The sequence below is a fragment of the Sulfitobacter sp. THAF37 genome (genome assembly GCF_009363555.1).
Classification (GTDB): domain Bacteria; phylum Pseudomonadota; class Alphaproteobacteria; order Rhodobacterales; family Rhodobacteraceae; genus Sulfitobacter.
The window spans coordinates 2,957,739-2,976,014 of record NZ_CP045372.1; the positions used below are offsets into that span (position 1 = coordinate 2,957,739).

General features: G+C 63.9%; 18 protein-coding genes. 5 read left to right on the forward strand and 13 right to left on the reverse strand.

Going from position 1 to position 18,276, the window contains the following annotated elements; all coding sequences use genetic code 11:
- Positions 1–75: 75 nt before the first annotated feature.
- The 12 genes from lpxB to frr all read right to left on the reverse strand — a co-directional run bounded on the left by lpxB (position 76) and on the right by frr (position 11,450).
- Positions 76–1,221, reverse strand: a complete 1,146-nt coding sequence (gene lpxB / locus FIU94_RS14495) for a lipid-A-disaccharide synthase (protein ID WP_152466458.1) — start codon at positions 1,219–1,221, stop codon at positions 76–78.
- Entirely contained in the window at positions 1,218–2,018 is an 801-nt protein-coding gene (locus FIU94_RS14500; RefSeq protein WP_152466459.1) for an LpxI family protein, read from the reverse strand. The genes lpxB and FIU94_RS14500 overlap by 4 nt, the downstream gene beginning before the upstream one ends.
- Positions 2,015–2,797, reverse strand: coding sequence for an acyl-ACP--UDP-N-acetylglucosamine O-acyltransferase (gene lpxA, locus FIU94_RS14505; protein ID WP_152466460.1), 783 nt, complete (start codon positions 2,795–2,797; stop codon positions 2,015–2,017). Before lpxA ends, FIU94_RS14500 begins: the two co-directional genes overlap by 4 nt.
- A complete protein-coding gene (fabZ, locus tag FIU94_RS14510; protein WP_152466461.1) occupies positions 2,794–3,264 on the reverse strand; it encodes a 3-hydroxyacyl-ACP dehydratase FabZ in 471 nt (156 codons plus the stop codon). Before fabZ ends, lpxA begins: the two co-directional genes overlap by 4 nt.
- Positions 3,265–3,329: 65 nt before the next feature.
- Positions 3,330–3,905 (reverse strand): OmpH family outer membrane protein, encoded by a 576-nt coding sequence (locus FIU94_RS14515; RefSeq protein ID WP_152466462.1) that lies wholly within the window; start codon positions 3,903–3,905, stop codon positions 3,330–3,332.
- A gap of 4 nt (positions 3,906–3,909) precedes the next feature.
- Positions 3,910–6,159, reverse strand: a complete 2,250-nt coding sequence (gene bamA / locus FIU94_RS14520; RefSeq protein WP_254702551.1) for an outer membrane protein assembly factor BamA — start codon at positions 6,157–6,159, stop codon at positions 3,910–3,912.
- Positions 6,160–6,410: 251 nt separating this feature from the next.
- Positions 6,411–6,536 (reverse strand): hypothetical protein, encoded by a 126-nt coding sequence (locus FIU94_RS21135; protein ID WP_302848708.1) that lies wholly within the window; start codon positions 6,534–6,536, stop codon positions 6,411–6,413.
- Positions 6,537–6,643: 107 nt separating this feature from the next.
- Positions 6,644–7,993, reverse strand: a complete 1,350-nt coding sequence (rseP, locus tag FIU94_RS14525; protein WP_152466464.1) for an RIP metalloprotease RseP — start codon at positions 7,991–7,993, stop codon at positions 6,644–6,646.
- 4 nt (positions 7,994–7,997) lie between these two features.
- Positions 7,998–9,173 (reverse strand): 1-deoxy-D-xylulose-5-phosphate reductoisomerase, encoded by a 1,176-nt coding sequence (gene dxr, locus FIU94_RS20905; protein WP_172975913.1) that lies wholly within the window; start codon positions 9,171–9,173, stop codon positions 7,998–8,000.
- A 3-nt stretch (positions 9,174–9,176) separates the two neighbouring features.
- The gene (locus FIU94_RS20910) at positions 9,177–9,971 is read right to left on the reverse strand and encodes a phosphatidate cytidylyltransferase (protein WP_172975914.1); all 795 of its coding nucleotides are present in this window, start codon (positions 9,969–9,971) and stop codon (positions 9,177–9,179) included.
- Between the two features lie 18 nt (positions 9,972–9,989).
- Positions 9,990–10,727, reverse strand: a complete 738-nt coding sequence (gene uppS / locus FIU94_RS14535; RefSeq protein WP_152466465.1) for a polyprenyl diphosphate synthase — start codon at positions 10,725–10,727, stop codon at positions 9,990–9,992.
- A gap of 159 nt (positions 10,728–10,886) precedes the next feature.
- Complete coding sequence (frr, locus tag FIU94_RS14540; RefSeq protein WP_152466466.1) at positions 10,887–11,450, reverse strand: ribosome recycling factor; 564 nt, start codon at positions 11,448–11,450, stop codon at positions 10,887–10,889.
- A gap of 251 nt (positions 11,451–11,701) precedes the next feature.
- Here frr and FIU94_RS14545 point away from each other — a divergent pair, with 251 nt between their 5' ends.
- Entirely contained in the window at positions 11,702–12,709 is a 1,008-nt protein-coding gene (locus FIU94_RS14545; RefSeq protein ID WP_152466467.1) for a sensor histidine kinase, read from the forward strand.
- Positions 12,710–12,733: 24 nt separating this feature from the next.
- On the opposite strand, the gene pyrH is transcribed toward FIU94_RS14545, so the two are convergent.
- Positions 12,734–13,465 carry a UMP kinase gene (gene pyrH / locus FIU94_RS14550; protein ID WP_152466468.1) on the reverse strand — a complete coding sequence of 244 codons (732 nt, stop codon included), beginning with the start codon at positions 13,463–13,465 and terminating at the stop codon, positions 12,734–12,736.
- A 104-nt stretch (positions 13,466–13,569) separates the two neighbouring features.
- On the opposite strand from pyrH, the gene miaA reads away from it, so the two are divergent.
- From miaA to FIU94_RS14570, 4 genes are all read left to right on the forward strand, one after another.
- Complete coding sequence (gene miaA / locus FIU94_RS14555) at positions 13,570–14,442, forward strand: tRNA (adenosine(37)-N6)-dimethylallyltransferase MiaA (protein ID WP_152466469.1); 873 nt, start codon at positions 13,570–13,572, stop codon at positions 14,440–14,442.
- 85 nt (positions 14,443–14,527) lie between these two features.
- Positions 14,528–15,358: an AraC family transcriptional regulator gene (locus tag FIU94_RS14560; protein ID WP_152466470.1), complete on the forward strand. Its 831-nt coding sequence runs from the start codon at positions 14,528–14,530 to the stop codon at positions 15,356–15,358.
- A 276-nt stretch (positions 15,359–15,634) separates the two neighbouring features.
- Positions 15,635–16,720 (forward strand): ABC transporter permease, encoded by a 1,086-nt coding sequence (locus FIU94_RS14565; RefSeq protein ID WP_152466471.1) that lies wholly within the window; start codon positions 15,635–15,637, stop codon positions 16,718–16,720.
- 12 nt (positions 16,721–16,732) lie between these two features.
- Positions 16,733–18,199: an ABC transporter permease gene (locus FIU94_RS14570; RefSeq protein WP_172975915.1), complete on the forward strand. Its 1,467-nt coding sequence runs from the start codon at positions 16,733–16,735 to the stop codon at positions 18,197–18,199.
- Positions 18,200–18,276: the final 77 nt, after the last annotated feature.

Genomic DNA, 18,276 nt, shown 5'->3' on the forward strand with positions numbered 1-18,276 from the left:
TCAGCGCGGCTTTGCTTCGCGCTCTCGGGACATCGGCGATATCGGGTGATCAGGTTAAAGCCGGCGCGCTGTAGATCACATCGCGTCCAGAACCGCCCGTGCCGCCCTCAAACCCGGCGCCTCGCCGCCCTTGCCCAACCGCTCCATGGTCAACGCCATTGCCGCCTCCTGCGCCTCCGGATTGGCCAGCACCGCCTGCAAACCTTCGGCAATCCCCTCCGCCGTGCAGTCGGGGCCCAGGTATTCCGGCACCACCCGTGTCTCGCTGACCAGATTGACCAGCGTCACCGTGTCGATCAGCGCAATCGCCTTGACGATGCGAAAGGTCAGCCAGTTCACCCGGTATCCGATCACCATCGGCGTCGACGCCGCCGCCAGTTCCAGCGATACCGTGCCCGAGGCCGCCAGCGCCAGATCCGCCGCACGAAACGCCGCGCGCTTGCGTGCCTTGGCATCGCCGCCATCGCGCGGGTCCAGCACCAGCGGGGTCCCGGGCCAATCCGCCACCGCCGCGCGCACCTCGTCGGCGACCGATACCGCGGCTGGCACGACAACGCGCATCTGCGGGCGGCGCGCCAGAAGCAGCCCCAGCGCATCGCCGAACACCGCCCCCAGGCGCGCCACCTCTGCCTTGCGCGACCCCGGCAGGACCAGTACGAAAGGCGCGTCACCGATGCCGCTTTCACGGCGGAAGGCAGCGGCCTCTTCATCCGTCGCAACAGGCTCGGACACCACCGGATGACCCACGAAATCGCATTCCATGCCCGCGGCCCGCATCAGCGCCGGCTCAAAGGGCAGCAGCGCCAGCACATGGTCGATGTGTTTCGCCATATGCGCCGCCCGGCCAGGCCGCCAGGCCCAGACCGAGGGCGCCACGTAATGCACGGTCCTGATGGCGCTCTGCGCCTTGACCAGTTTTGCGACCCGCAGGGAAAAATCGGGGCTGTCGATGGTGATCATCACATCCGGCTGCATCCCAAGCACCGCGTCGGCGGTCTGCCGGATCCGCGCCTTGAGTGCCCGGTACTTCGGCAGGATCTCGGCCAGTCCCATGACGCTCAGTTCCGACATGTCGAACAGGCTCTCCAGACCTTTGGCCTGCATCTCGGGGCCTCCCACACCCTCGAATGTCACATCGGGGCGCAGGGCCTTCAGCCCGGCCATCAACGCCCCGCCCAGCCTGTCGCCCGAAGGTTCACCGGCAAGGACAAAGACCCTCACCCCTCGCCCCCGCGCCGGGACCACAGGACAAGGCCGAATTCGTCGGCCAGACGCACGCACTCCTCGCGGTCGAGAACGATCACATCGCCTGCATCCACGATCACCCCGGCCAGACCGGCGGCATGGGCCGCGCGCAGCGTCTCGGGGCCGATGGTGGGCATGTCGATCTCGCGGATCTGTCCGGCCTTGGGTCCCTTGCAGAGAATCGCGTTCATCTCTCGCGCGCGCGGCGGCAGGGTTTCCAGCAGATGCGCCGTGCCGCCCATGGCCTCAACCCCCAGCACCTGTTCCCCGCCGATCACGCAGGCCTGCCCGATGTCGAGCGGCGCCAGCCCTGCCAGCACCGCCTCGCCCCGCGCGGCATCGCGGCGCATCTGCGCGCTGGGCCAGGCATCGGACAAAACCCCCGGCAGGGCCACCAGATCGGGCACCAGCGTGTCGGCCCCCACGACCTCGAAACCGGTCTGTTCGAAAATCTCCTTGATGACCTGCAACGCGCCGTTGTCGCCCGCCGCCAGCGCCTTTTCGAACATCGGTATCAGCGGTCTGGTCTCGTCGTCCAGCGCCGTAGGGTCAAGCGCGGGCCGGTGCACGCCACCGCAGAAACAGACCTGCGTCACCCCGCGCTGGCCAAGTTCGATCAGCAAAGAGCCCAGCGTTTCCAGCCGGAAGGTCAGATCCACCGCCAGCGTGTCCGGCGGCGTGCCGTCCAGCGCGCAGATCAGCGGTGCGCGGTCCTGCGCCGCGACAACCTGCGCCGGCAGCCTGCCGCGCCCCGCGATGAGTGCCAGCGTCATTTCGGTGTCAGGAAATGGCGGTCGGTCTCGGAGGTGATGAAATCCGTGATCCGGCGCACATAGTCGCTTTCGGTTTCCGCCCCCAGCCGGACCGCGCGCTCCTGAAAGGTGCCCTCGCCCTGCGCCAGCATCTGATAGGCCGCCCTGAGCGCGGTGATGTCGGCGCGCGACACGCCCTTGCGCTTGAGCCCCACCAGGTTCAGACCCTCCAGCTCACCCTTGGGGGCCTGAACCAGCGCATAGGGGATGACGTCGTTGGTGATCTTGGTCATCGCACCAATGATGGCGCCCTGGCCCAGACGCACCCATTGGTGCACGCCTGACAGCCCGCCGAGGATCACGTCGTCCTCGACCACGCAGTGCCCCGCGAGACCGGAGTTGTTCACCATGACCACACGGTCGCCCACGACACAGTCATGCGCCACGTGACAACCGGCCATATAGAGCCCGTCATTGCCCACCCGTGTCACCCCGCCACCGGCCTCGGTGCCGCAGTTCATGGTCACATGCTCGCGGATACGGTTGCGTTCCCCGATGATCAACGCGGTCTTCTCGCCGCGGAATTTCAGGTCCTGCGGGATTTCGCCGATGACGGCGAACGGAAAGATCACCGTACCCGCGCCGATCCGGGTATCCCCGGTGATGACCACATGGCTCTTGAGCACCACGTCAGCCCCAAGCACGACCTCGGGCCCCACCGTACAATAGGGGCCGATCTGCACAGACGCGTCGATTTGCGCGCCGTCCTCGATGATCGCGGTAGGGTGGATGTTACTCATGATGCCTCTTTCGGAAGATCGACCATCGCCATGAATTCGGCCTCGGCGGCCATCTCGCCTTCGACCGTGGCAACGCCGCCAAAGCGCCAGACCTTGCCGCCCGCCTTGCCGCGCAGGGTTTTCAGATCCATCCTCAGCACGTCGCCCGGCACAACCTTGCGGCGGAATTTGCATTTGTCGATCGACATGAAGTAGATCAGCATGTCGCGGTCCATGATATCCAGCGCCACCCCCAGCATGACCCCCGCCGTCTGCGCCATCGCCTCTACGATGGTGACTCCGGGCATGATCGGGGTGCCGGGAAAATGGCCCTGAAAATGCGGCTCGTTCATCGTCACATTCTTGATCCCCACGGCAGAGGAAGTGCCGTCGATTTCCATCACCTTGTCCACCAACAGAAAGGGATAGCGGTGCGGCAGGATGCGCTGAATTGTCTGGATGTCAGCACTTTGTTTTTCTTGGTTCATTCGTTGTCCTTCACGTCACGTGCCGTACAGGGCTAGCAATTATGCACCCAATGGGCAACATGGGCTCAGCGGTCGCTGGCGCCCGACCCGTCGCCCAGCGTCTCATTCAAAAGCTCGATCGCCTCTTCAGTGATCTCGATCACCGTCGCACTGGCAAAGACGGACCGGCGCTCCAGGATCACGGCCGCCCCGGACTCGCGCATGAGCTGCTCGAAAACCGGTGCCGCCGCCTGCTGGAACTTCGTCCGCTCACGGTCGAACTCGGCGCTCAGCTCGCGCAGCTTCCTGTCCTGGGCGCTCCGGGTTTCCTGCACCTTGGCGTCGAAGGCGTCCGCCAGCACGCGGAATTCCTCCGGCGGCATTTGCGTTCTCTTTTTGGTCAGCGCGCGTTCTTCGCGCTCCAGCTGGGCCTCGATCTCGCGGTTTTCCGTTTCGAGCGCGGACAGCTTTTCGCGCTCTTCCGCCGCCACGCGTTGGCCAAAGTCGCTTTGCTGAAAAATCCGTTCGGAATCGATGGTCAGCACGGGGCTGACGACGGCACCCCGCTCGGGGGCGGGCGCCGCCGATGGCTCTTGCGCGGCCAGCGGTGCGGCGCAGATCAGCGCCAGCACCACGGCCAGACTATGGGCCAGCCGCCCCATGAGATCAGAATTCCGTGCGCAGCGTCAGCTCGAAGCTCTGTTCCTTGTCAAAGACTTCCTTCTTGAGGGCCTTCGAGAAGTTGAACTGCAAGGGGCCGACCGGCGTGTCCCAGAACAGCGACACACCGACAACGTGGCGGAAGGACCCGCCTTCGCCGACGACGGTACCGCCGTTGTAGTTCACGTCGCTGAGATCCCACAGATTGCCGACGTCATAGAAGACACCGCCGGAAATCCCGTATTCCTCGGGCAGGCCCAGCGGAAATTCCACATCGAACCGCGCCGCGACATACAGGTTGCCGCCCAGCGGATCGTCCGCGGCGCCGCCGATGTCACGCGGACCGATGCCGCCCGGCTCGAAGCCGCGCAGGACGGAAGGCGACAGCACAAAACGGTCCACGACCCGGTTGTTGCCGCTGCGCCAGGCCAGCGCGCCGCCTTCCAGCGTGGCACGCAGGGTCACTTCCTCGTTGAGGATGCGCTTTTCTCCGATCACCTTGGCGGTCGTCTTGATGTATTCGCTGTCGCCCCCAAGACCGGCGAAGTCCTGACCGAACTGCAACAGCACACCCGATGTGGGATCAAGCCCGGACAGCCGCGTGTCGTAGGTATAGGTATAGCCGATCGACGAGCTGAACTGCGGCCCTGCCGCGATGTCGTCGGCAACGGTCAGACCATTGGTCGGCACCTCGCGCTGAAGCACTTCCAGCTCTTCCGCCGTGTAGCGTACCTGCATCCGGCTGTTTTCCGACAGCGGAAAGGTCAGCGACGGGCGGAAGATCAGCCGGTTGGTGTCAAAGGACGTGAACGACGAATTGGTCTCCGCATAGTCCAGCGTCAGGCCAAAGGACAGGTCGCGTCCCAGAAGCCGCGGCTCTACAAAGTTGATGCCGTAGCGGGTGGCATCCTCGGCGGTCGAGACGGTAAGCCCCAGACGCTGACCGCGGCCCAGAAAGTTCTGCTCGGCAAAGCTGACCGCGACGCCGAGACCGTCGTTGCTGGAGAACGAGCCGCCGAAATTCAGCGAGCCGGTCGGCTTTTCCTCGACGTCCACGTCGACGACGACCTGTTCGCCGCTGCTGCCCTCGCGGGCATTGACTTCGGCGGTTTCGAAATACCCCAGCGCGCGGATACGCTCCGCCGCCTGGCGGATCTCGCGCGGGTTGAAGGGATCGCCCTCGACGCTGTCGAATTCCCGGCGGATCACCCGGTCCAGTGTGGTGGTGTTCCCCTCGATGTCGATCCGTTCGACAAAGACGCGCGGCCCGCGGCTGATGACATAGGTCACATCAAGCGTCAGGTCGCGGTCGTTGCGGTCGATCTGCGGCTCGACCCGCATGAAATCCACGCCGTCGCGGATCGCCTGCCGCTCAAGCCGGGCGATATCGTTCTCCACCTGGGTCGGCGAATAGACCGCGCCAGGCCGCACCTTGACGATGTTGCGGTAGGTCGCGGCATCCACGCCATTCATTTCGGACACGACGTTGATGTCGCCGAACCTGAATTGCTGACCTTCGGTGATGTTGTAGGAGACGAAATAGCCGTCACGTTCCTGGGTCAGCTCACCGTTTACCGCCGTGGTACGCATATCGACATAGCCGCGGGACAGATAGAAGTCGCGCAGCAATTGCTTGTCCGCCTCGACCCGTCCTTCGACAAATGTATCGCGCTTTACCAGGCGACGGAACAATCCGGCCTGCTTGGTCCCCAGGACGCGGCGCAGGCGCCGGTCGGAGTAGACGCGGTTGCCGACAAAGCTCAGGCGTTCGATCTCGACGTTGTCGCCCTCGAAGATTTCGAACACCAGGTCGACGCGGTTCTGGTCGCGGCGGATGATGCGCGGCTCGACCCGCGCGGACAGCCGGCCCTCGTTGCTATAGGCTTCGGCGATGGCGGCGGCATCGGCCTCCGCCTGCGTGGGATTGAAGACGCGCCGTTCCTGCGATGAGACGAGCTGCGCCAACACCTCGTCCTTGATGCGCCGGTTCCCTTCGAAACTGACCCGGTTCAGCGTCGGCAGTTCGGTAACAGTGATCACCAGCGTTCCGCCCTGCGGCTCGATCATCACGGACTCGAACAGGCCGGAGTTCTGCAACGCCTGATAGGCATCGTTCAGCTGTCCACCGCTGACCGCCTGGCCGCGCCTGATTCCGGCACGGGCGAGGATCGCACTGTCGCCGACCCGCTCGTTGCCGTTGATCACCACCGAATTGAAACGGTATTCCTGTGCGGTCAATTCCGCTGCGGGCGCCATCCAAGCTGCTGACAAAAGGGCATAAACCGATGCACCCCGCAAAAACGCGCCGACACGCCCTGCCCTTGTCTGCTTTTCAGGACCACCGCCCCTAGTCCTCAGTCTCATGGTTCAAACCCAATTTTGCGACATCATTAAGGACCTGAGTACGTAGATTATCCGCCTTTGTCAAAAGCACAGCACCAAAAAATGCACCACATCATGCAGTGCATTTCAAAGTTGTAACATCATTCAGTTGTGGATGGTCGTCTTCAGAGCGAACCGACATAGGCGCAGGCCGCGAGTGCCACGCCGATCGTTCCGACATAAAGGGCGCGGTCCCAGTTGAGGTCCATCAAAAGACTCAGACCGCGGTACGATTTCTGAATAGCTTGCATGAAGGACTCCTCTCGCTACGCGGAATACGTAGCAAGGGATTACGACCCAATTTTGACGAATTAAGGCTATTCTGTGGCAACGCGAAAATAGTGACCCCTGCCCGGCCTCAGGGACAGAACAGATCGTTCCCCAGCGCAAAGACCATCAGCGAAAGGACCAGCGCAAGACCGATGGCCATCAGGATCCGCAGCGCGCCGTCGCTGGGTGGTTTGCCGGTGATCGCCTCGTAGGCGTAGAACGTCAGATGGCCGCCATCCAGCGCAGGGATCGGGAAGAGGTTGAGAAGCCCGACCGCCGTGCTCAGCACCGCGATGAAATAGATGAATGACGTGGCGCCCTGACTGGCCATTGCGCCCGAGGCCTGCGCGATACCCACCGGACCGCTGAGATTGCAGGTGCTGATGTTGCCGATGATCATCTGCTTAAGCCCCGAGATCGAGCCGGTGATGATCCGCCAGGTATTGGCGAAACCGGACTTCAACGCCTCGCCCAGGCCGGGTGATTCCGTCGCCGGTTCAAAGGACATTCCGCCGGCGATCCCGATCCGCAGGTTACGGACGAAGGTGCCGTCGGGCTGCGGCTCGTCCGTGGCCTTGGGCGTCATGGAGAATTCCAGTGTCTCGCCGTCGCGCCAGACGGTCAGCGCCAGCGCCGCCCCGTCGGACCCTTCGACCGCGTCCTTGAGCTGGTCAAAGGCAAAGACCGGCTGCGCGTCGATCGCGGTGATGACGTCCCCCGATTTCAGCCCCGCCTCATAGGCAGCGGACTGCGGCATCACCTGGTTGACCAGCGGCGGCAGAATGAAGGGGCCTTCGACGCTCTGTTCGGTGCCGTTGCGGACCACGTCATAGGTCAGTTCCGGCACCACGGGAATATTGTCGAAAAACCTGCCGTAGGCCGCCGGGTCGTCCTGCGGCATCGCGATGCCGTTGATGCCGATGATCTCGTCACCCGGCGCCAGCCCGCGCTCCGCCTGCGGCAGTGGGCGCAGCTCTCCGACCGTAAGCGGGCTGCGCTGGACCCCGGTGGTATAGGCGACGGCAAAGAAGACAAGAATGGACATGGCGAAGTTGAAGGCTGGCCCCGCGGCGACGGTCAGGGCCCGCGCCCACAGCGGCGCGCCGTGCATCGTATGGCGCAGTGCGGCCGGATCGTCCGCCAAGGCCGCCATCGCGGTTTCGTCCTTACCCGAGGCTGCGTTGGCGTCGCCCGCGAACTTGACGTAGCCGCCAAAGGGCAGCGCGGCCACCTGCCATCTGGTCCCGCGCCGGTCCATCCCGGACCACAGGACGGGTCCGAAGCCCAGGCTGAACACATCCGCCTTGATCCCGCACCAGCGCCCGACGATGTAGTGGCCGTATTCATGGACCGCGACGATCACCGAAAGCGCCACGACAAAGGCAAGCAAAGTCCAGATCAGCCCGCCAAACTGCGGTATCAGCGCCATAATGTCCAAAACGTCACCCTGCTCTTTTATTCATCGCGGCTTCTGCCGCGTTCCGTGCCAGATGGTCAATCCGAAGCACGTTATCAAGTGTCATCGTGGCACCAATGAGGCCATCTGACGCATTTTTGTCCTCAAGCGTCTGCGCCACGATATCGGCCATGTCGGTAAATCCGATGCGGCCCGCGATAAATCCGTCCAGCGCGGTTTCCTTGGCGGCGTTGAAGACTGCGCCGGTCAGCCCACCCGCCGCGATGGTCTCTCGCGCCAGACGCAATGCGGGCCACCGCCTCTCGTCCGGGGGGCGGAATTCGAACTGCCCGATGGCCGCCAGATCCAGCCGTTCGACCGGCAGGTGGCGGCGCTGCGGATAATGCAGGGCAAAACCGATGGCGTGGCGCATGTCCGCCGGGCCGACATGCGCCATCAGCGCCCCGTCGTTGAACCCCACCAGTGCGTGGATCATCGACTGCGGATGCACCAGCACTTCGATCCGGTCGTGAGGGGTGCCAAAGAACTCGTGGGTTTCGATGACTTCCATCGCCTTGTTGAACATCGACGCACTGTCGATGGTGATGCGCTGCCCCATGTCCCAGTTGGGGTGGTGCGACGCCTGCTCCGGCGTGGCCTGCGCCAGCCGTTCCAGGGGCCAGTCGCGAAAGGCGCCGCCGGAGGCGGTGATGATGATCCGCTCGACCGCCGCGATGTCCTCGCCCGTCAACGCCTGGAAGATCGCGGAGTGTTCGCTGTCCACCGGCAGGATCCGCGCGCCATGGGTGCGGGCGGTGTCCATCATCAGCTTTCCCGCACAGACCAGCGATTCCTTGTTGGCCAATGCCAGTGTCTTGCCGTTGCGCAGGGCCGCCAGACCGGGTGCGAGACCCGCCGCACCGACGATCGCCGACATGGTCCAGTCGACGGGACGCGCCGCCGCCTCGCAGATCGCCGCCGCCCCCGCCGCTGCGGCAACCCCGCTGCCTGCAAGCGCCGCGCGCAGATCCTCCAGCAGGTCCTCGCGGCCGGTGACGGCGACCTCTGCCCTCAGGTCGATCGCATCCCGCGCCAGCTGTGCGACATTGCCAGCCCCCGTCAGCGCCACCACGTCATAGTCCCGAGGCGCGCGGCGGATCAGGTCGATCGTATTCTGCCCGATGGACCCGGTGGCCCCCAGGATCGAAACCCGCCTGACCACGCCCTAGCCCATCCCGAACGGCAGACCGATGAACTGCCCGATCACCAGCAGGAACATGGACGCCCCGAGCATCCCGTCGAAGCGGTCCATCAGACCGCCGTGGCCCGGGATCAGGTTCGAACTGTCCTTGACCCCCATGCGCCGCTTCATGCCCGATTCCGCCATGTCGCCCATCTGCGAGGCCATGGACAGGGCAACGGAAACGCCGACCAGTTCCAGTGACGCGCCCGTGTTGATCGAAAACAAAAGCCCCACGACCGCGGCCCCGACCCAACCCGCTGCGGTGCCCGACCAGGTCTTCTTCGGGCTGACACGGGGCCAGAATTTTGGCCCGCCGATGGCCCGACCCGCGAAGTAGCCGACCACATCGGTCGTCACCACCACAACCACAAGCCACAGCAGCCAGCCGACACCGAAATCGTCGCGCACCATCATCAGCCCGTAGCCCGCCAGCAGGATCATCGCCGTGAAGCTGAGATAGATCGTCCTGTGCCTGTCCAGCTGGCCAAAGCCGACCAGTGCGGGGGCAAGCAGGATCGGCAGGGCAAAACCCACAGGCAGGTAGATCGATACCAGCACTGCCGCACCGGTCAGCCCCCCCAGCTTGAGCGGGGCAGATCCGTCACCGGGGCGGAGCATGCCCACCAGTTCCCAGACCATGACGCCGCAAATCAGCGCCACCAGAAGGTGGAACACATGCCCCCCCAGCCAGATGCCGATAATTCCGATCAGCACCATGACGGCACCGGCGCCCATGCGTGTCTTCAGGTCGGACCATTGATCGCTACGCTCGGACATGTCTCTTCACCCCTCCCATCAGGTCTTTACCGCGCCAAAACGTCGGTCGCGTCCGCCGTAGGCCGCGCAGAGTCTGCCGAATTCGGCCTTGCTGAAATCCGGCCACAGCGTGTCGATGAACTCGTACTCGGCATAGGCCGACTGCCACAGCAGGAAATTGGAAATCCGCGCCTCGCCACTGGTGCGGATCACCAGATCCGGGTCCGGCAACACATGCGTATCGAGATAGCGCGGCAGGGTTTCCTCGTCCACGTCGTCGGGGTCCAGCCGCCCCTCGGACACATCCCGCGCCAGGCGCTGGGTGGCGCGCGCCACCTCGTCCCGACCGCCGTAGTTCAGCGCGATGGTCAGATGCACGCGGGTGTTGTGGGCGGTCGCGACCTCCAGCTCGTTCATCAGCCGGATCAGCTTGTCGTCCAGCCGGACCCGGTCGCCGATGAACCGCACCCGCACCCCGAATTCGCTCAGGCTGCGAGTCTCTTTCGAGATGTAGCGCCGGAAAAGGCTCATCAGACCCGCGACCTCGACCTGCGTGCGTTTCCAGTTCTCGGTCGAGAACGCAAAGATCGTCAGGTATTCCACGCCGAAGTCGGGACAGGCCTCGACGATCTCGCGCACCCGCTTGGCCCCGGCGTGATGCCCGAACAGCCGCGGCCTGCCGCGCTGCGTCGCCCAACGGCCGTTGCCATCCATGATGATCGCCACGTGACGCGGCCCGCCTGCCGCGGCAAGGTCTGGTTCTGGCTGTGGGGTCATGCGCGGGCTTTCATGGGCTGGTCCTTGTGCTCAAGCCGCGATGCGCCTTGATCGCGAATTTTATCCTGTGCAGCGGCACCCGGGGCGCCGCCCCGCCAATACGCGCCCCTTCCCTGGAAGGAACGTCCCGCGCCGGACGCGGAAAAAAGCGAACAGGCGTCAGACCTGCATGATCTCTGCCTGTTTGGTCTCCAGCGTATCGTCGATCAGGGCGATATACTTGTTGGTCAGGTCCTGCATTTCGCCTTCCCACAATTTCTGATCGTCCTCGGACATGCCGTCTGCCTTGGCCTTTTTGATCTGGTCCATGCCGTCGCGGCGGATGTTGCGGATCGACACGCGGGCATGTTCGGCGTAATTGCCCGCCACCTTGGTCAGCTGGGTGCGGCGTTCTTCGTTCAATTCGGGGATCGGCAGCATGATGATCGTGCCGTTCATCTGCGGATTGATCCCCAGCCCGCTCTCGCGGATCGCCTTTTCCACCTTGTTGACCAGCCCCTTGTCCCAGACATTGATCGTGACCATCCGCGGCTCCGGCACGTTGACGGTGCCGACCTGATTGATCGGCGTGGGCGTGCCGTAGGCCTCCACCATCACGGGTTCCAGCATGGATGCCGACGCGCGTCCGGTGCGAAGCGATGCGAATTCGGTTCTCAGCGACGCGATGGCGCCCTTCATGCGCCGCTCAAGGTCATCGGTGTCGAGCATAAAGTCGTCAGACATGGGATCTCCGGTGGTGGATTGGTCAATTCACGTTTCGGACCCGATATAACGTCAACCGCCACGGATTGTATAGATGCACCGGCACCTGCCCGCCGCCTGCAAGAACTGCGTCCCTTCATGGGCGCACCGTATCAACGGCCAAGTTGCCTAACCCTGGCAAATCTGGGATACAGTCAGTGACCGACGAAACGGATATTGTCTGAGAGGAACGTGTCAAAGTGGCAGACGGCGAGAAAATTCCGGTAAACAGGATGCCCACGAATGTGGCCGTGGATGCCCTGACACGGGCGCCGTTCGCGCTGGTGCTGACCAATCCGCAGCTGCCCGACAATCCCATCGTCTATGTCAACCGCGCCTTCGAAGAGATGACAGGCTACCACAGCGACATCGCATTGGGGCGGAACTGCCGCTTTCTGCAGGGCGATGACACCGATCAGCTTGGTGTCCGGAAACTGCGCGAAGCCATCAAGAACCGCGAAGAGGTGACTGTCATTCTGCGCAACTACCGCGCGGATGGCAGCAAGTTCATGAACCGGCTCATGATCGCCCCTCTTACCGACGGAGAGGATCAGGTCCCCTACTTCATGGGGGTTCAGACCGTTTACACGGACGACGAACCGGAAAACGAGGACACGCTGCAGGCTCTGGCAGAGGTCCAGCACAGGGTGAAGAATCATCTGTCCATGATCATCGGCATGATCCGCATGCAGGCCCGCGGTTCCAAATCGACCCCGCAGGCCGAATTCGACACCCTCGCGCGGCGGATCGAGACACTGCAACTTCTGTACGAAGAGATGAGCGATTCCACCGGCGACCGCAACACGGGCAAGGATGACATCGACCTTGGCGCGTATCTGACGCGGGTGGCCAATGCCATCGCCTACATCAACGGGCGCCAGGGCGTGCGTGTGAACATCGACGCCGACAGGGTGACTGTGCCGATCCAGACCGCGACCCAACTGGGGCTGGTATTGTCCGAAGTGATGACCAACGCCATGCAGCACGCCTTCGAAGACCGCGAGTCGGGCCTGGTCGATGTCCGGCTCCAGGAGTTGAGCGACGGCATGATCCGCCTTCATGTCGCCGATGACGGCAACGGGATTCCCGAAGGCGTGGAATGGCCGAAAAGCGACTCGCTGGGTGGGCGCATCGTGGCTGAGCTGGTGCGCAGCCTCGATGCAAAGATATCGGTGGATCGTGATATCTCGGGCACGATGATCGTGGTCGATATTCCCGCCAATCACACCGTCACCGAGTGATCGGCCCGCAAACGGCTGGTCCCGCTAGCCCTGAACGCGGGTATAGGTCCCCTCGCCGGCGAGGATCCCCTTGAACCCGCCAGGCTCGTCCAGCGAAAACACGATGATCGGCAGGTTGTTGTCCCGTGTCAGCGCGATGGCCGAGGCGTCCATCACCGCCAGCCGCTTTTGCAGCACATCGTCGTAGCTGATGGTATCGTAACGCTTGGCATCGGCAAATTTCTTGGGGTCCTTGTCGTAGACCCCGTCGACACCGTTCTTGCCCATGAAAATCGCCTCGCAGGCCATTTCATTGGCCCTGAGCGCGGCGGCGGTATCGGTCGTGAAATAGGGATTGCCGGTGCCCGCGGCAAAGATACAGACCCGCTTTTTCTCAAGGTGGCGCACGGCGCGGCGGCGGATATAGGGCTCGGCGACCTCGTTCATGGTGATGGCCGAAATCACGCGGGTATGAATGCCCAGGCTTTCCAGAGCGGATTGCATCGCCAGCGCGTTCATCACCGTCGCCAGCATCCCCATGTAATCCGCCGTTGTCCGCTCCATCCCCTGTGCGGACCCCTGCAATCCGCGAAAGATGTTGCCGCCGCCGATGACCATGCAGATCTCAACGCCAAGCTCATGGACGCTTTGGACTTCGTGGGCGATCCGTTCCACCGTCGGCGGATGCAGGCCGTACCCCTCGTTCCCCATGAGCGCCTCACCGGATATTTTCAGCATCACACGTTTGAAGGTGACGTTGGACGCGTCTTGGGGCATGTGCGAACCTTTCGGGGGGCTGACTTCATCGGCGGTTTCACTTCCGCGCAAAATGTCGCAAATGAAGGAAAGGTTCAATGCACGGCAGAGGGTTCCGACAAGAAATGTTGTCTACCGAGATGCTGGGCGATCTGCCTGCCGACATGCCGGTGCTGATCGCCGGTCCGACGGCCAGCGGGAAAACCGCGCTGGCGTTGCAGATCGCCCGCGACCACGGCGGGGTGATCGTGAACGCCGACGCAAGCCAGGTCTACGCCTGCTGGCGCGTCATCACCGCCCGCCCCTCGCCCGAGGAAGAGGCGCAGGCGCCGCACCTTCTTTTCGGTCATGTCGCCGCGACGCAGCCCTATTCGACGGGGCATTGGCTGCGCGAGGTCGCTGCGATCCTGAAGAGCGGGGCGCGGCCCATCATCACCGGGGGGACCGGGCTGTATTTCAGGGCGCTGACCGAAGGGCTGGCCGAGATCCCCGCGACACCGCCGGCGATCCGCGACGCGGCCGACGCGCTGGACCTCGACACGTTGCTGGCAGGATTGGATGCGCGCACCGCGCGGGGCCTCGACACCGGCAACCGCGCCCGCGTTCAGCGCGCCTGGGAGGTGTTGCAGGCCACCGGTCGCGGCCTGTCCGACTGGCAGGCGGAAACCGGCGCGCCGCTGCTGGCGCCCGACCGTGTCCGGCGCATCGTGTTCGATGTCGGACGCGACTGGCTGAACGCCCGCATCGCACGGCGCTTTGACCTGATGCTGGACCAGGGTGCGCTGGACGAGGTGCGGCGCGTCGCGCCCGACTATGACCCCGCCCTGCCCGCGCACCGGGCCATCGGCGTGCCGGAGCTGATGGCGCATCTCGCAGGCAGGATGACGCTCGATCAGGCGCGGGAACGGGCCGTCATCTCGACCCGGCAATTCGCCAAACGGCAACGGACCTGGATGCGCTCCAAGATGGCCGACTGGCATCGGATCACACCCCACTGACACCGCACTGCTTTTCATTTTACAACTTTCCAAGTCCTTTTTTGGGTGTAAGACTACGGCTGACTAAAACAAACGCGACCCCGGAATGAGCTTTGCCCTCTCAGACATCAAGGTGATGACCCTGCCGCAGCTGACCGGCGGGCAGGACTGGCGACTGCATCTTGCGCAGGATCGGCCGCATCACCTGCTGATCTGGATCACCCGCGGGCAGGGCCGCACCCTGCTGGACGGACTGCGGCGCGGCGTGGGCACGCACAACGCGCTCTGGGTGCCGCAGGGGTCGCTGTTTGCGCTGGACCTCGGGCGTCAGGGCATGGCGCAGGCGGTGGTGATCCCGCCCGGGTCGGCGCTGCGCCTGCCCGAAATCCCGCGTCACCTGCGCATCCGCGATGTGGCGGTACAATCGGAACTCAGCGGGCTGATCGAAGCCGCCGCGCGCGAGCAGCAGCAGGATCGTCCCCTGGCGCAGGACGCCGCAGAGGCGCACGCGGCGCTGATCTCTGTCTGGTTGCGGCGCCAGATCATGCTGGACGAACACGTACCACCGCGCCGCAACGCCGCCGCACGGCTCAGCAAGCTGTACTGCGATCTCTTACCGCACCGCTTTTGCAGTGGCGCGCCGATGTCGGCCTATGCCCAGACGCTGAACGTCACCCCCACCCATCTGACCCGCGCGGTCAAGGCCGCCACCGGCAAGACCGCGGCGGACCTGCTGACCGAGCGTGTCCTGGCCGAGGCCCGCCGCCTGCTGATAGAAACTCGCCAGCCCGCACAGGACATCGCACGCCATCTCGGGTTCGGCTCCGCCGCATATTTCACCCGCTTCATCCAGCAGCACACCGGCCAGCCGCCCAGCAAGCTGCGCCTCCCCCTGCGCCAGGGTCAGGACCCCAGGACCCCGGCAACAGGCCTTTGAAGGTCGCATTCGGCGAATATCCGTGTCGCAAAAAGACAAACAAGTGCCGGATCACGACATTGACCTTTGGGGCGGCTTCATGCCTTCATGGCGTCGCTGATGATGCGCAAGATACAAAGCAAACGGTGGGATTTTGCGGTCGCGCCGGGGACCAAGCCGCAATAGCGCCCTCCCCGCGCGGACTTCGGGACCGGCCGTTCGCGCCACCAAAAAGGCCGCAAGGCCAAAACAAGAACCGGCGGGGCAAACCCGCTGCGCCACCAACAGGGGCACCCAATGGGACTATTCATCTTACGTCGACTGGGCGTGATGTTGCTGACGGCGCTGTGCCTGACGTTCATCGTGTTCTGGCTGACAAACCTATACCCGAACCTCGAAAAACTGGCGAAGACCCAAGGCAACTTCCGCATGTCGGACGAGGCCGTGACGTCATACCTCGAAAACCGCGGCTACCTGCAGCCGCTGCCGGTCAAGTTCGGCCAGTGGCTGGGCGTGCTGCCCGGCTGGGTGACTGAACGTCCCGAAGGCGAGACATTCGGGCGCTGCTTTGCCGCCGGAACGCCCGAGATCGCGCGCCCCACCCGCTGCGGCGTGTTGCAGGGCGACTGGGGATATTCCACCGTGTTCAAGGAGCCGGTCGGTGAAACGGTGCTGACCCGGCTTGCGCTGACCGGCAAGCTGATGCTCTGCGTGCTGCTGCTCATGGTGCCCTCCGCCCTGCTGGTGGGGGTGCTGGCGGGCATGCGCGAAGGGTCAAAGCTGGACCGGTCGCTCTCCACCTTCTCCATCGCCACCACGGCAACGCCGGAATACGTCTCCGGCGTGATCTTCATCGCGGTGCTGGCCTCTTCACGCTTCGGTCTTTCGCCGCTGCTCAACGACTGGGGGCTGATCGACAGCAAGACCCTGTTCCTTGGGTCGGCCACCTCTGCCATGGCGGATGCGACCTTCTGGAACTTCTTCCTGCCGGTGCTGACCATTTCGCTTTACGGCATGGGCTATATCGCGCGCATGACCCGCGCCTCCATGACCGAGGTGATGACGGCGCAATATATCCGTACCGCACGGCTGAAGGGGGTCAAGTTCAGCGACATCGTCCTGAAACACGCGCTGCGCAACGCGCTGATCGCGCCCTTCACCGTGATCATGCTGCAGATCCCCTGGCTGCTGAACGGCGTCGTGATCGTGGAGACCCTGTTCAACTACAAGGGCTTCGGCTGGTTGCTGGTGCAGGCCGCAGGCAACAACGACATCGAACTGCTGTTGGCGGTCTCGGTGGTTTCGGTCGCGGTGGTGCTGATGACGCAGCTGATATCGGACATCGGCTACGTCTACCTGAACCCGCGCATCCGCATCTCGTAAAGGAGCTTTGACATGGAACCATTGACATGGACGGGCGCGCTTTCGGGGCTCAACATCGTCTTCTATCTGCTGACCGGGCTGCTTGCGGCGGCGATCGTCGTGCAGATCCTTGCCTCCTTTGTGCCGGACCGTTCCGCGCGGGCGGTCAGCGCGGACGGCACGCTGGCAGGCAACACCGGCTTTGCCGGCCTGCTGAACCAGATCATCGGCTGGCTGTTCTACGGCGTGATCGCGCTGATCCTCGTCTATCTGGTCGGCGGCATCTTCATGGGCCCCGGAGCCGGGATCATCGGCGGCATGGCACAACAGATGATCCCTGTCTGGATCGCGCTGGTCGTCACCTTTGCGGTGTCGATCACCTACAAGCGCAGGCTGGGCCTTTATGGCAAGCTCTTTGACAGCACCGTGGGCATGATCGGCTTTGCCATCGTGATGTTCTGGGTGTTCACCGGGGTCTTTGGCGGCGCCTTCGACCTGCTGGTCACACATGACAGTCTGAGCCAGGTCTCGGGCATGAAGAACGAGCTGCCGGGCACGCCATTGGCCCGCGCCGAGGAAGGCGATTACCCCTGGTTCCTACTGGGCGGCGACAACCTGGCACGAGACGTCTTTTCCCGGCTCATCAAGGGGTCCTGGGTGGTGGTCAAGATCGCCCCCTTCGCGACCCTCTTTGCCTTCATGGTGGGGATCACTCTGGGCCTGCCGGCGGGCTACTACGGCGGGCGGCTGGACACGATCCTGAGCTTTCTGGCCAACCTGATCCTGGCGTTCCCGGTGATCCTGCTGTTCTACCTGCTGGTCACACCCGAGATCGTGCTGACCGGCATCCCGAACTACATGGCGCTTTTCCTGTTCGTCTTTCCGCTGATCTTCCTCGCGGTGCTGCTGAACTCGCGCTACTACACGCAGCCGTCCTTTCGCACGCCGCTGCTGATCGTCGTGCTGGGTGTCGGGGTCTGGTTCTACCTGGCCATGGTGTCGAGCGGCGGCACCATCGTCGAGACGCCCACCTACACCATTCCGGGATTGCCCACCTATCTCGATCCCTTCGATCTGGGGCCGGGGATCCTGGTGGTCTTTGTCTCGGTCGTCTTCGTGAACGCGCCCACGGTTTTCCGGATCGTACGGGGCCTCGCGCTCGACATCAAGACACGCGACTACGTGGCGGCGGCCCAGACCCGGGGCGAAGGCCCGTGGTACATCATGCTGTGGGAAATCCTGCCCAACGCACGCGGGCCGCTGATCGTCGATTTCTGCCTGCGCATCGGCTACACCACGATCCTTCTGGGCACATTGGGTTTCTTCGGGCTGGGCCTGGAATCGGAAAGCCCGGACTGGGGCAGCACGATCAACGCCGGACGACGCCTGCTGTCGCTTTATCCGCATGCGGCTATTGCCCCTGCGCTGGCTTTGCTGACGCTGGTGCTGGGACTGAACCTGCTGGCGGATGGCTTGCGTGAAGAAAGCCTGAGGGACTGATTGAAACGGCGGGACCGGGGACCCGCCCGTCGCGCCTGAGGCGGGCTTGAAAATACGGGAGGATGCGCCGGGGGCGC